Genomic DNA, 13240 nt, shown 5'->3' with positions numbered 1-13240 from the left:
ATACACCGAGGTGTCTGCATCGCAGGCAAGCCAGCTCCCACATTTGAGTTGTAGTGCCTGTTAGATGACGAACCTCGCCACCATCCCGTTCAAATCCACCGCCAGGCGCGACAGTTCGTGACTGGCGGCTGAGGTCTGGTTGGCCCCCGCGGCCGACTGGGTCGCCAGGTCGCGGATGTTCACCAGGTTGCGATCCACCTCGCGGGACACTTGGGCCTGCTCTTGCGAGGCGCTGGCGATCACCAGGTTGCGTTCGTTGATCAGGCTGATGGACTGGGTGATCTGCTCCAGGGCCACACCGGCGGCACGTGCCATTTCCAGGGTGCTTTGGGTACGCTGGTTGCTCTGCTGCATGGAATTCACGGCTTCACCGGTACCGCTCTGGATACCGGCGACCATTTTTTCGATTTCCTGGGTTGACTGCGCAGTGCGATGGGCCAGGGCCCGAACTTCATCCGCCACCACCGCGAAACCACGGCCCGCTTCACCGGCACGCGCCGCTTCAATGGCCGCGTTGAGGGCCAGCAGGTTGGTCTGCTCGGCAATTGCGCGAATCACGTCGAGCACCTTGCCAATGTCGCGGCCCTGGGTGGCCAGGCCCTCGATCAGCACGGAGGTGTTTTGCACGTCCTGGGTCATGGTCTGGATCGCGCCCACGGTTTCCACCACACGGTCGCGCCCTTCCCGCGCGGCCTGGTTGGACTGGCTGGACGCCTCGGAGGTGGACACGGCATTACGCGCCACTTCTTCCACTGCCGCGGTCATTTCGTTGACCGCGGTGGCGGCCTGGTCGATTTCGTTGTTCTGCTGCTGCAAGCCTTTGGAGGCTTCTTCAGTGACGGCGCTGAGTTCTTCCGCTGCTGACGCAAGCTGCGTCGCCGAACCGGCGATGTGCTGGATGGTCTGGCGCAGGTTGGCTTGCATGGCGGCCAATGCGCCGAGCAGTCGGGCCGGCTCGTCCTTGCCGTCGACGTCGATAAGTTTGGTGAGGTTGCCTCCGGCAATGGTTTCGGCCGCTTCAACGGCTTTTTGCAGCGGGGCGACGATGCTGCGGGTGAGCAGCCAAGCCAGCAAAACGGTCATCAGCGCGGCGACCACAGCCACAGCGATAATGCCGGTGATCGCGTTCTGATAACCCTCGCCCGCCTCAATGGAAGACCGCTTGGCATCCTCGCTGTTAAGGGCAATCAGTTTGTTCAACTGCACGCCCATCAGGTCGGTCCCGTCCTTGATCCGCGAGTTGATCAACTTGAGCATGTCATCGGTCTTGTTCTGACGCGACAGATCGATCATTTCCGACTGGGCCGCCAAGTAGGCGTCCAGGGTACTGGCAAACTGCTTATAGAGCGTCGCTTCTTCATTTTCGGCCGGCAGCGCTGCATAGGCGGATTGGGCCTGGCGCACCTTGTCGGTGAGTACCACGATGCGGCCCTCGGCTTCCTGCAAACCCGCCGCGTCGCGATTGACCAGGACGCGGAACGAGAGGATACGCAAACGTAGTACGTTTTCAGTCATGACCCCCAGGAAACCGACGCTGGGCAGCTCATTGGTTTCCATCTCCGTGGTGGCTCTGTGGATGACGCCCATGCGGTTGACGGCAAACACCCCCAGGACAATGACGAGTAACGCAATGAAGGCAAAACCGAGAAAAGCTCGTGGGGCGATATTCAGCTGACGGAGGGACATAAGGGGCGCTCTCAGAAGTAGTGGCTGCGAGCATCCCTGCTGCGGCACGGTCAGTGTGCGTCAACGCGCCGTTCTGACCGGTTGGCGCCACTGTTGTAATAGGTATGTGGGCCTATAAGGGATATCGGCAGGCTTGAGGATTTAATGGGGGATGTTTCGAAATATTTTTTCACACTTCTGGCGACTGGCGCTTTCTGGCATCCTGCGCCTCCTTTTTCCTACCCGGGCCCGTATTTTGTCTGACGCTCAAACCCCTCGCCCCCGTTATAAATCCGACCTGATCTACGGCCTCGAAGACCGTCCGCACTTCAGCGCGGCGATCTTTGCCGCCCTGCAACATGTGCTCGCCAGCTTTGTCGGCATCATCACCCCGACACTGATCGTCGGCGGCGTACTGGGCCTTGAAAGCGAAGTGCCGTACCTGGTGAGCATGGCGTTGTTTGTGTCGGGGCTAGGTACGTTCGTCCAGGCACGCAAGTTCGGCCCGGTGGGTTCGGGCCTGCTGTGCCTGCAGGGCACCAGTTTTTCGTTTATCAGCGTGATTTTGAGCGCCGGCTTCATGGTCAAGGCCCGGGGCGGTGGCACCGATGAGATTCTGTCGACGATCTTCGGCATCTGCTTCTTCGCGGCGTTTATCGAAGTGGTGCTCAGCCAGTTCATCGGCAAGCTGCGCAAGCTGATCACCCCGGTGGTCACCGGCACCATCATCACCTTGATGGGCTTGTCGTTGATCAAGGTGGCCGTCACCGACATGGCCGGCGGTTTTGGCGCCAGTGACCTGGGCGCCGCCAGCAACATGGGCCTCGCGGCCCTGGTGTTGCTGACCATCGTGGTGCTCAACCGCTTCAACAACCCGTTCCTGCGCCTGGGTTCAATCGTGATCGGCCTGACCCTGGGTTTTGTGGTGGCCTGGTGGATGGGCCGCGTCGACCTGGCCGCCCTGCCCCCGTTGCCATTGATCAGCGTGCCGGTGCCGTTCAAGTACGGTTTTTCGTTTGACTGGGTGGCGTTTATCCCGGTGGCGGTGATCTTCCTGATTTCCCCCCTGGAAGCAGCCGGTGACCTGACGGCCAACTCGATGATTTCCCAACAGCCGGTCAAGGGCCCGCTGTACATCAAGCGCATCAAGTCCGGCTTGCTGGCCGACGGCCTCAACTCAGTGATGGCGGCCACCTTCAACAGCCTGCCGATGGTGACCTTCGCCCAGAACAACGGCGTGATCCAGTTGACCGGCGTGGCCAGCCGTTATGTGGCGTATTTCATCGCCGGGCTGCTGGTGTTGCTGGGCCTGTTCCCGATGATCGGCGCGGTGTTGCAACTGATGCCCAAGCCGGTATTGGGCGGCGCGACCCTGATCATGTTTGGCACCGTGGCGGTGGCCGGGATCAAGATCCTCGCCGAGGCCGGCCTGCACCGGCGCAATGTGCTGATCGTGGCGATCTCGCTGGGCATGGGCCTGGGTGTGGCGGCGGTACCGGAAGTGCTGCGCGAGCTGCCCAAGGCGCTGCACAACATCTTCGAGTCGCCGATCACCGTGGGAGCGTTCTGCGCTATCTTGCTGAACATCTTCCTGCCTGAGGAGTTCATAGAACTGGAAGAAGATGAATTTGATCCGGAAGCCTCCACCCTCAAGGTGATGCAGGACCCGGACGTCACGAAATAGGAGAACCCGTTTTATGCGCAAGCTCATGGCTTTGTCACTGCTGTTACTCACCCTGAGCGGCTGCGCGCTGTTCCCCAACCGCGACCCGGTGAACATCAACGTGGTGGGCATCGAGCCGCTGCAAAGCCAGGACCTTGAGGTGCGTTTCGCGGTGAAGCTGCGGGTGCAGAACCCGAATGAAACCGCAATCGACTACAGCGGCGTGGCCCTGGACCTGGAGGTCAATGGCCGGCCGCTGGCGTCAGGGGTGAGTGACCAGAGTGGTTCCATCCCACGGTTCTCAGAGACGTTGCTGACGGTGCCGGTGAGTGTTTCGGCGTTTTCCGTGTTGCGTCAGACCCTTGGCTTGAGCCAGACCCAGAGTTTGAATAACCTGCCCTATGTGTTGCGCGGGAAACTGGCGGGTGGGCTGTTCGGGACCATGCGTTTTGTGGATCGCGGGACGCTGGATTTGCCTAACACTGCCACCTGGTAACGATCACGGAGAGCCTCGTCACATGGACGCTATACCCACGCTGTATACGGAACGTTTGATTCTGCGGCCGCTGACCCTGGAGGATGCCGAGGGCGTGCAGCAGCAATTTCCTCATTGGGAGGTGGTGCGTTATCTCAATGCCCTGGTGCCTTGGCCGTACCCGGCGGATGGGGCGCGCAGTTATCTGGAGAATGTCGCGTTGCCGGCGATGGCGCGGGGTGTGGAGTGGCATTGGTCGATCCGCCTGAAAAGCGCGCCTGAAGGGTTGATCGGGAATATCAGCCTGATGGATGAAGTGGATAACAACCGGGGCTTTTGGCTCGCGCCGCAATGGCAGGGCCAGGGGTTGATGGCGGAGGCCAGTGCGGCGGTGACCGAGTATTGGTTTGAGGTGCTGGGGCGGCCGTTGATGCGGGTGCCGAAGGCGGCGCCAAACGTGGCCTCGCGCAGGATCTCCGAGCGGACGGGGATGCGGTTGGTCAGGACCGATGAAGGGCGGTTTGTCGCGGGCAGTTTCCCCAAGGATATTTGGGAGATTACTCGCGAGGAATGGCTCATCAGTCAGCGATAAATAGCAGGCCGGCTTCAATCAGCTACGCAACCTTGGCATGTTTAGGCGACGGCGATTGCCGACTTCGGTGCAAGGAGGCATCAGGGCTAAGCGTGCCGCCACATCACCTAAAGCTGTCGATCACGTGTTGGACGGCAATTGCGGAGTATCGGGATTGAGTTGCCGGCGTCTGAATTGTCCAGGGGGCTGGCCATGTATTTGTCGAAAGCGCCGCGAGAAATAAGCCTCGTCAGCGAAACCGCACAGCCTCGCCACCTCCCCCACCGGTCGTGTCCCATTGAGCAGATAATTGCGGGCCGCGTGCATCCGGCGCTCGAGCACCAACTCGGTGAAAGTCTTGCCGATTTCCTTGCGCAACCAGTGCGTCAGGTATGTGGGTGACAGGTAAGTCGCCGCTGCCACCTTGATCAGATTGAGGTCGGGGTCGGCAATATTCTTGCGCAAATACTCGGACATCCTGCTGAGCGCATCGCGCCGGCTGACTTCGGCGGCATTCTCTTCGGCCAATCGTTTGAGCGGCTCGGCATACAAGGCACAAACGCTCCCTACCAGTTGCAACAACAACCCCTTGAGTATCTCACGGGTGCCGAACTGACGGCTCTCATCCAGGACTCGCATCTGTTCGATCAAGGCAACGATTTTGCGGAAGTCCTCATCGCCCAAAATGAAATCCAGATGTTCCTGGAAACGGAACGGCGACAACTCAGGGGCCAGCAGAATCGAGACTTCTTCGAGATCCATCGGGTCGCACTGCAAATGCGGCAACAGGAAGGTCTGGGAAAAATTGATCACCATGAAATTGCTGTCGGCCGGATGCGGAATCACGTGCACGCGATGCGGCAGGATGAAGGCCAGCGTATTACGCGGAAACGGGCGTTCGACATTGCCGATGTGCTGCACGGTATCGCCACCGAGGTTGACCTGGATCTGGAAATACTCATGGCGATGCGGGCTGGTTTCGGCTCGCCGCCCCTTTTTGTCGCGGATGTAAAAGTCCGTCAACTCGCTGCGTTGCTGCATGACGTACGTGGGCACTCGACTCGGTGACGACATCTGCTGAGGATCCTCGACAGGTACATGGGCGGGTTGTCGTCGCGCCACCATTGAGGCGCAGGCAGGGGTGATTGTGAAGTCGAACACCGCTCGACTTCAACACATCATAGGATGACAACGGAATTCATAAAATTAATTGTAGCCGTGTGTGCTATGTCGTCTGTCCAAAAAACACCGTCAACATAAATAATTTTAAATCCAATAAAAACATATGGTTATCAAACACAACAGATAATTATATTGAAATTAAGCGCTTTGATTCTTTTGGACAGGTGCGTTTACCGGCGTTATCGGAAGAAAAAACGATCTAACGTCTTCGTTGATTTTGGGAGGTTGTACGACCACTGTAACAACCAATGAAGCCCGCCCCTCCTAAAAACAATCAAAAGGTGCGCACGTGATGAACCTATTTTTTTCCCTCGCCACCCCTCCCCCGACCAGGCCAGTCCGAAGGCGCATCTGAGCGCCTGACAGCGGCTGTCCGCGCCTCTCATTTAAGTAGCCATTGCTCTGCCCCGGCACTGGGGCATCGGTTTCGGCTGCGCGCGAACATCTCGATTCTTCTAACAATAAAAAGGTCCACTCATGTCGAACTCGCAAACCTCCCCGTCCAACGCGCCATCGGTGAGCGCCGTCGCCCGGGATGCCCTGCTGCCTCAGCGACTGCCGACGCGTCGGCGCTGGTTCATGCTGTCGTTGCTGCTGATTGCGACCATCATCAACTACATCGACCGCGTGAACATCTCGATTGCCGCACCATTCATGGCCAAAGACCTGGGCCTGGACAAGCTCGAAATGGGCCTGATTTTTTCCGCATTTGCCTGGACCTATGCACTCGCCTTGGTGCCCGCCGGGTTCATCGCCGATCGCTTCGGTTCCCGGTTCACTTACGGGGTGTCGCTGATCAGTTGGTCGGCGGTCACCGTGTGCCAAGGCCTTGCCACAGGATTCACTTCGCTGTTCGCGCTACGCTTGGCTGTCGGCGCCATGGAGGCCCCAGCGTTTCCGGCCAACACCCGAGCGGTGACGGTATGGTTCCCGGCGCGCGAGCGGGGCCTGGCCAGCAGCATTTATGTGTGCGGCCAGTATCTGGGCACGGCCTTGTTTACCGGCATGCTGCTATGGCTGGCGACGACCTATGACTGGCGCCATGTGTTCTACAGCACCGGGATACTCGGCATTGCGTTCGGTGTGATCTGGCTCTACCTGTACCGCGATCCGCTGAGCTGCAAGAACGTCAGTAAGCAAGAACTGGAGTACATCGAAGCTGGCGGTGGATTGGTCAAGAGCAGCCAGGAGCGCACCCGGTTCAACTGGCGGCAGGTCGCCGAGCTGTTCAGCTATCGCCAGATCTGGGCGATTTGCATCGGCAAGTTCGCCAGCACCTCGGCGCTGTACTTCTTCTTGACCTGGTTCCCGACTTACCTGATTGAAGAACGCAAGCTGACCATGATCAAGGCCGGGATCTTCGCGGTGCTGCCCTTCGTGGGTGCGACAGTCGGCATTTTGCTGGCCGGCATCGTCTCGGACTTGCTGATACGCCGTGGTTACTCAATGTCTTTCGCGCGCAAGTTGCCATTGGTGGTCGGATCGATGTTGGGCATGTCGATTGTGCTGGTGAATTTCACCGACTCGAACGCGATCTGCATTGCCGTGCTGACCATTGCCTTCTTCGCCCAAGGAATCGCTTCGTCATCGTGGGCGGCGGTCTCGGAAATCGCGCCCAAGGAATTGATCGGGCTGACCGGCGGAGTCACCAGCCTGGCCGCCAACATTGGCGGGATCGTTACCCCGATTGTGGTTGGCGGCATCGTCCAAGCCACAGGCTCGTTTGCCTATGCCTTCTGGTTCATTGGCGGTGTGGCGCTGATCGGGACCTTGTCCTATTCGTTGCTGCTAGGTCGCTTGTATCGCATCGAACTCAAGGCGCGCTGAGACAAGAAACGGTTTTTATCCAACACGAGGCGGCTTTTGTCCAACTTCGCAAAAGATCGCCGCCGTACGCTGACGCTTCTATCAGGACGACTACAAAAATGACGATGACAGAGTATGTGTTTACCCCGGACCTGCCCGTGACCTTGCCGGTTACTGGTAGCCTGCAACGCTTTCCCGTTGGCCGGGTATTTTGCGTCGGCCGCAACTACCCATGGCCAGACACCCAAGGCCAGTCCCGCCAGCCGCCAGTGTTCTTCATGAAACCGGCGAGCAACGTGGTGGATGCGACGGGCGAAGTGAATTTCCCGCCGTTGACCGAAGAGTTTGCCCACGAAATTGAATTAGTGGTGGCTATCGGCGAGGGCGGCGCCAATATTCCGCAGAGTCAGGCGCTGGCCTATGTCTGGGGCTATGCAGCCGGTCTTGATCTGACCCGCCGTGATGTCCAGCGCGCTGCCAAAAGCAATGGCTTGCCGTGGGAAGGTGCCAAGGTGTTTGACGGCGCCGCGCCGATGACCGCCATCGTGCCAGTGACTCGCGCCGGACACCCGGACGGCGATTTGTGGCTCAACGTCAACGGCCAAGAGCGCCAGCGCGACAGCCTCGACAGTCAGATCTGGTCGGTCAGTGAAATCATCAGCCGCATCTCGCAATCGGTAGCGCTGCGGGCAGGTGACTTGATCATGACCGGCAGCCCGGCCGGCGTCGATGTGCTGCAACCGGGCGACATTATTCACGCCGGGATTGACGGCATCGGCCAACTGGAAATGCGCGTCGGTCAGCGACCTTGAGGCCGGCATACACACTCGTGAATTGAAAGAGGAGATAACAACATGTCCAAACCTTTGAAAGTGGCCCTGGTCACCGGCGCCGGCAGCGGAATCGGCCGCGCCGTGGCGCTGGCTCTGATGGCCGACGGATTCACCCTGGTATTGGCCGGACGTCGGCCGGAGCCGTTGCAGGCCTTGGTCGAATTGGCACTCAACGAAGGACACCAAGCGCTGGCGGTGCCCACTGATGTGCGCGATCCAGCCAGTGTCGATGCGCTGTTTTCCACCATCACCGAGGTATACGGACGCCTCGACGTGGTGTTCAACAACGCCGGGGTCAATGCCCCAGCCGTGCCGCTGGATGAACTGACCTTCGAGCAGTGGCGAAACGTGATCGACACCAACCTCAACGGCGTTTACCTCTGCGCACGCGGCGCCTTCGGGCTGATGCGCCGGCAACAGCCACAAGGTGGACGCATCATTAATAACGGTTCGATCTCGGCGCATACCCCACGCCCCTTCAGCAGCGCATACACCGCCAGCAAACATGCGGTGCTGGGGCTGACCAAATCCCTGGCCCTGGACGGGCGCGAATTCAATATCGCCTGCAGCCAGATCGACATTGGCAACGCCCTGACCGAAATGTCGGTGCGCATGACCAAAGGCGTGCGCCAGGCCAACGGCACCATCGCCGTGGAGCCGATGGTGGACGTCAAGCATGTGGCCGATGCCGTGCGCTACATCGCCGGCCTGCCACTGGAGGCGAACGTCCTGAACATGACCGTCATGGCCAGTGCCATGCCGTTTGCCGGTCGCGGTTAAACCGGCCTTTTATTCCATTACGCGAGGTTTACATGAAGCCAGAAGTCTTGCAGCTCAGCCCGATTCTGATCCCTGAAATCAACGCGCGGCTCGATGAGCTATTTACCATCAGACGTTACTTCCAACAGGCCGACAAGCAGGCTTACTTGCAGGAACACGGCGCGAACATTCGCGGCGTGATCACCGGTGGTCATACCGGCATCAGCCAGGCGCTGATGGCGCAATTACCCAAACTGGAAGTGGTGGCGGTCAATGGCGTCGGCACCGACGCGGTAGACCTGGCTTACGCCAGGGATCGCGGGATACGCGTGACCGCGACCATTGGCGCACTGACCGAGGATGTCGCCGACCTGGCCATCGGTTTGTTGATCACCGTGTGCCGGGGCCTGTGCACCAGTGATCGTTACGTACGTTCTGGCCAATGGCCCCAAAGCCCGACACCGTTGGCCCCTTTGCCGCTGGCACGTCAGGTGTCGGGCATGCGCATCGGGATCGTCGGCATGGGCCGGGTAGGCCGTGCAGTGGCGACCCGGGCCGAAGCGTTCGGCTGCCCGATCAGTTACACCGACCTGCAGCCGATGAGCGATGTGAACCACACTTTTATCGCCGATCTGAAGCAACTGGCCAGCAACAGTGACGCACTGATTCTCGCCGCCGCCGCTGACAAGGCTGAGGCCATCATCGATGCCGGGGTTCTGCAAGCACTGGGCAAGAACGGGTATCTGATCAACGTGGCGCGCGGCAAGCTGGTCAACGAGGTCGACCTGATGGCAGCGCTTGCTTCCGGTGGGATCGCGGGGGCGGCGCTGGATGTGTTTGTGGATGAACCGAACGTACCCGAGGCACTGTTTGGTAACGAGAACGTGGTGTTGCAGCCCCATCGCGCGAGTGCGACGGTACAGACACGCACGCGAATGGGAGAGATGGTGGTGGCGAGTCTGGTGGACAGTTTCGCCGGGAGAATACCGCAGGGGTCTGTGACTGATTGAACGTTGGCAACCGGGGAGACATTGCGCCTGAGCCACGACGTCTCTTTCCAACCTCAGAAAAACAGCGATTGATGTCGCCCAAGAGAAGTCATAGGATGACTGACCACTACTATAAAAATAAGGTATGACCTGTGAGAAAAACCCTCCTCATGGCCGCTGCCGTTGCCTACGGCCTCAGCCTGCAAGCCAATGCTGCCACTTTTGCCTATATCTCGAGCCCGGGAGACGGCCTGATTTCCCAGTATCGCCTTGACCAGAACAACGGCGAACTGCGCCTTGTTGAACAGGTCAACGCCGGTGATCAGGTCAACCCGATGGCCATCTCGCCTGACGGCAAAGTGTTGTTTGCCGCCTTGCGGGTCAAGCCCTTCCAGGTGCTGGGCTACAGCATAGATCCCAAGAGCGGACATCTGACTGCGCAGTCCAAAGCACCGCTGGCAGAAAGCATGGCTTACCTATCTACCGATAGAAAAGGCCACTATCTGCTCGGTGCATCCTACGGTGCCGACACCGTGAGTGTTCAGGCCATCGACAAGGCCTATCAGCCTTCTGCCAGCATCCTTAGCTACAAGACAGGTCCGCATGCACATTCGGTTCGTACCGATCCGAGCAACCGTTTTGCCTATGTAGGCAATCTTGGCGCAGACCGGGTGCTGCAATATCGCCTTGATGCCAAAACCGGCGCGCTCACCCCCATAGGCCTCGGCTACGTCAGTGTCCCGGAACATACAGGGCCTCGGCACCTGGCCTTTTCCCTGAACGGAAAATACCTGTACGTGGTCGGTGAAATGAGCGGCACGGTCACCGCGTTTTCAATCAATGAAAGCACCGGCGCGTTGACTCAGATTGCCGTTGCCAATGGTATTCCCGAGCGTTTGAAACTGGCTCACGGCGAAGTGCGCGACGCACGTAACAACGACTTGAAGGACGACCCCACCCCCCGTATATGGGCGGCGGACCTGCGGATCTCGCCCGATGGCAAGCTACTGTTGATGAGCGAGCGCACCAGCAGCTCGGTTTCGGCATTCGCGGTTAACCCTTCAACAGGCGCTTTGAATTTTCTCGAGAACTACCCGGTGCAAGAGCAGCAGCCACGCAATATCGCTTTTTCACCCAATGGGCGCTGGTTGCTCGTGACAGGCGAGAAAAGCGAAAAAGTCGGCACTTATGCCGTCAGCAGCAACGGCGCCTTGAAACGTGCCGGTGAAGCGGCTTCGGGCAAAGGCGCGTTATGGATTGAGGTACTGCAAACGTCGGCGGAGTAATCTTCGGGCAGAGGGAGGACACAACTCGATCCGTTGCAGCGCTGGGTGCATAAGGCGATCGAAGCCTGTTTTATTTCGCCGCCATCAGGCGATTGACTTCACTGCGCACCATGTTCGAGAACTCCGGCGGCGACATGCCGTCCAGCTCTGCACGTACCCATTCGGACCATTTGCCCTTGCGCTTGGCGCGCTCGCCAAACAGGCGGGCAGCCTCGCCCTTGGCCTTGCCCAGGTTGCTTTGCCACAGGTCGTAGAGACGGGACTTTTCATCTTCCAGCGCGGCGCGCTCGGCAAGGGGCTTGTTGGCCAGATTGAAGCTCATGTTGAATTACCTGCTGCACAAATAGGTGACATCTTACACTGTAGGTCGAAATTTCTTGGCCTGGATTTCACCTAAGCTGACAGCAGGAAAAAAACCTGCAACTTTTGCCAGCTTCAAACACTCCATTCTTCATCGAGCGCATTCATTGCCACATTCACTAGCAAGGAGTTAACCCAATGGCCCGAAAATCTGCCGCCCAAGCCGTCGAAGACCAAATCAAGGATCAAGCCTTCAGTGAGCTGACCGCGCTGATCGAAGAATCGGACAAGCTGCTCAAAAGCAGCGCTTCACTGGTGGGAGAAGAAGGTGAAACCCTGCGTGAACAGGTCGCCATCAAGCTGAAGCAGGCATTGGACTCGGTGTCCAACGTGCGTGAGCGCAGCAAGCCGGTGGTGGATGCCACCGAAACCTACATCGGTGGCCATCCATGGCAGACCGTGGCGATTTCCGCCGGGTTTGGCCTGGTGGTCGGCCTGTTGCTGGGTCGCCGCAACTGACCTGAAAAACGCCTGCGCCCTCCCCGGGCGCAGCGCGCTTCACGCCTGGGCCAGCACCCGCAATCGGCTCAGCTCCTGCGAATCAAGCTCAATCCCGCCTGCCAGTGCCTTCGCCCTTGTGCGATGGCGTCGATCCCCCGGCAAACGCCGCAGCCCTGCCGCATGCATCTGCCGCACCAGCTCCTGGCTGCGCTCGGCGAAGCTCTGCCCGGCGGTCTTGCTCGGGTCGATCACGATCAGCAATTGGCCAGTCCATGGCGTGCGGGCGCCAGGGTGATCGGACCAGTTGAACTCGAACGAGAAATTGCCACCGGTGAGGGCCGCGGCCAGCAGTTCGACCATCATCGACAGGGCTGAGCCCTTGTGCCCGCCAAACGGCAGCAGCGCGCCGCCTTCGAGGATCGCCTTGGGGTCCTGGGTTGGCTGGCCGAGGCTGTCGACGCCCATGCCGGGCGGCAGCCGTTCGCCCTTGCGCGCGGCAATCTGCACGTCACCGTGGGCGATGGCGCTGGTGGCCAGGTCGAATACGATCGGCAGGCCATCGGCGCGGGGCGCAGCAAAGGCAATGGGGTTGGTGCCGAACAGCGGGCGGTCGGCGCCGTGGGGCACTACGCAGGTCATGCTGTTGACCACGCTCAAGGCCACCAGGCCTTCTTCGGCGAAGGGCTCGACGTCCGGCCAAAGGGCTGCGAAATGGTGGGAATTATGAATCGCCAGCAAGGCGATCCCGGCGCTTCGGGCCTTCTCTACCAACAACCGGCGGGCGGCTTGCAGTGCGGGCTGGGCGAAACCATTGGCGGCATCGACGCGAATGAAGCCACTGGCGACATCCTCGACCACCGGCACGGCCTTGCCGTCGACCCAGCCACTGGCCAGCGTGGAGACGTAACCGGGAATGCGAAACACACCGTGACTGTGGGCGCCGTCGCGCTCGGCGCTGGCGCAGTTCTCGGCCAGCACCTGGGCGACTTCGGCCGACGTGCCGTGGCGCATGAATACCTGGCGCAGCAAATCGGTCAATTGCGCATAACTGAGTCGCTCTGATGAAGACTCGACATCCAAAGGCGATGCAGACATCTGAAGCTCCCGTTTAATTATTGGAAAGGGCAACAGCGTACGACGAATCGGTCTGCCGATTAGACAGGGTTTGCACCGTGGCTGTCGACAGGGAGCAGCAGACATATCTAGCGCA

13 protein-coding genes are annotated in these 13240 nt (G+C 59.6%); 9 read left to right on the top strand and 4 right to left on the bottom strand.

The window, feature by feature from the left end; all coding sequences use genetic code 11:
- Positions 1-60: 60 nt before the first annotated feature.
- On the bottom strand, positions 61-1686 hold the full coding sequence (locus CEC48_RS11625) for a methyl-accepting chemotaxis protein (protein WP_088423861.1): 1626 nt from the start codon (positions 1684-1686) through the stop codon (positions 61-63).
- A gap of 235 nt (positions 1687-1921) precedes the next feature.
- On the opposite strand from CEC48_RS11625, the gene CEC48_RS11620 reads away from it, so the two are divergent.
- From CEC48_RS11620 to CEC48_RS11610, 3 genes are read left to right on the top strand one after another with little or no spacing between them, the layout of a single operon-like run.
- A complete protein-coding gene (locus CEC48_RS11620; RefSeq protein ID WP_088423886.1) occupies positions 1922-3349 on the top strand; it encodes a nucleobase:cation symporter-2 family protein in 1428 nt (475 codons plus the stop codon).
- Positions 3350-3362: 13 nt separating this feature from the next.
- A complete protein-coding gene (locus tag CEC48_RS11615) occupies positions 3363-3824 on the top strand; it encodes an LEA type 2 family protein (protein ID WP_088423860.1) in 462 nt (153 codons plus the stop codon).
- 22 nt (positions 3825-3846) lie between these two features.
- Complete coding sequence (locus CEC48_RS11610; RefSeq protein ID WP_088423859.1) at positions 3847-4395, top strand: GNAT family N-acetyltransferase; 549 nt, start codon at positions 3847-3849, stop codon at positions 4393-4395.
- 120 nt (positions 4396-4515) lie between these two features.
- Here CEC48_RS11610 and CEC48_RS11605 read toward each other — a convergent pair whose 3' ends face one another.
- Positions 4516-5448 carry an AraC family transcriptional regulator gene (locus tag CEC48_RS11605; RefSeq protein WP_088423858.1) on the bottom strand — a complete coding sequence of 311 codons (933 nt, stop codon included), beginning with the start codon at positions 5446-5448 and terminating at the stop codon, positions 4516-4518.
- Between the two features lie 585 nt (positions 5449-6033).
- Here CEC48_RS11605 and CEC48_RS11600 point away from each other — a divergent pair.
- The 5 genes from CEC48_RS11600 (at position 6034) to CEC48_RS11580 (ending at position 11229) form a co-directional block, all read left to right on the top strand.
- Positions 6034-7383, top strand: coding sequence for an MFS transporter (locus tag CEC48_RS11600; protein WP_088423857.1), 1350 nt, complete (start codon positions 6034-6036; stop codon positions 7381-7383).
- Between the two features lie 98 nt (positions 7384-7481).
- Positions 7482-8174, top strand: coding sequence for a fumarylacetoacetate hydrolase family protein (locus CEC48_RS11595; protein ID WP_088423856.1), 693 nt, complete (start codon positions 7482-7484; stop codon positions 8172-8174).
- 42 nt (positions 8175-8216) lie between these two features.
- Positions 8217-8975 carry an SDR family oxidoreductase gene (locus tag CEC48_RS11590; RefSeq protein ID WP_088423855.1) on the top strand — a complete coding sequence of 253 codons (759 nt, stop codon included), beginning with the start codon at positions 8217-8219 and terminating at the stop codon, positions 8973-8975.
- A gap of 32 nt (positions 8976-9007) precedes the next feature.
- Positions 9008-9964: a 2-hydroxyacid dehydrogenase gene (locus CEC48_RS11585; protein WP_088423854.1), complete on the top strand. Its 957-nt coding sequence runs from the start codon at positions 9008-9010 to the stop codon at positions 9962-9964.
- Between the two features lie 131 nt (positions 9965-10095).
- The gene (locus CEC48_RS11580; protein WP_088423853.1) at positions 10096-11229 is read left to right on the top strand and encodes a lactonase family protein; all 1134 of its coding nucleotides are present in this window, start codon (positions 10096-10098) and stop codon (positions 11227-11229) included.
- A 70-nt stretch (positions 11230-11299) separates the two neighbouring features.
- Here CEC48_RS11580 and CEC48_RS11575 read toward each other — a convergent pair whose 3' ends face one another.
- Entirely contained in the window at positions 11300-11551 is a 252-nt protein-coding gene (locus CEC48_RS11575) for a hypothetical protein (protein ID WP_088423852.1), read from the bottom strand.
- Between the two features lie 176 nt (positions 11552-11727).
- Between CEC48_RS11575 and CEC48_RS11570 the strand changes: the two genes are divergently transcribed.
- Positions 11728-12048, top strand: a complete 321-nt coding sequence (locus CEC48_RS11570) for a YqjD family protein (RefSeq protein ID WP_003217958.1) — start codon at positions 11728-11730, stop codon at positions 12046-12048.
- Positions 12049-12087: 39 nt separating this feature from the next.
- On the opposite strand, the gene CEC48_RS11565 is transcribed toward CEC48_RS11570, so the two are convergent.
- Complete coding sequence (locus tag CEC48_RS11565; protein WP_088423851.1) at positions 12088-13125, bottom strand: Ldh family oxidoreductase; 1038 nt, start codon at positions 13123-13125, stop codon at positions 12088-12090.
- Between the last annotated feature and the right edge of the window lie 115 nt (positions 13126-13240).

The organism is Pseudomonas sp. K2I15 (genome assembly GCF_002204795.1).
Classification (GTDB): Bacteria; Pseudomonadota; Gammaproteobacteria; order Pseudomonadales; family Pseudomonadaceae; genus Aquipseudomonas.
Note: the sequence above shows the minus strand (reverse complement) of the source record. Positions and strands in the feature narration are given on the sequence as shown.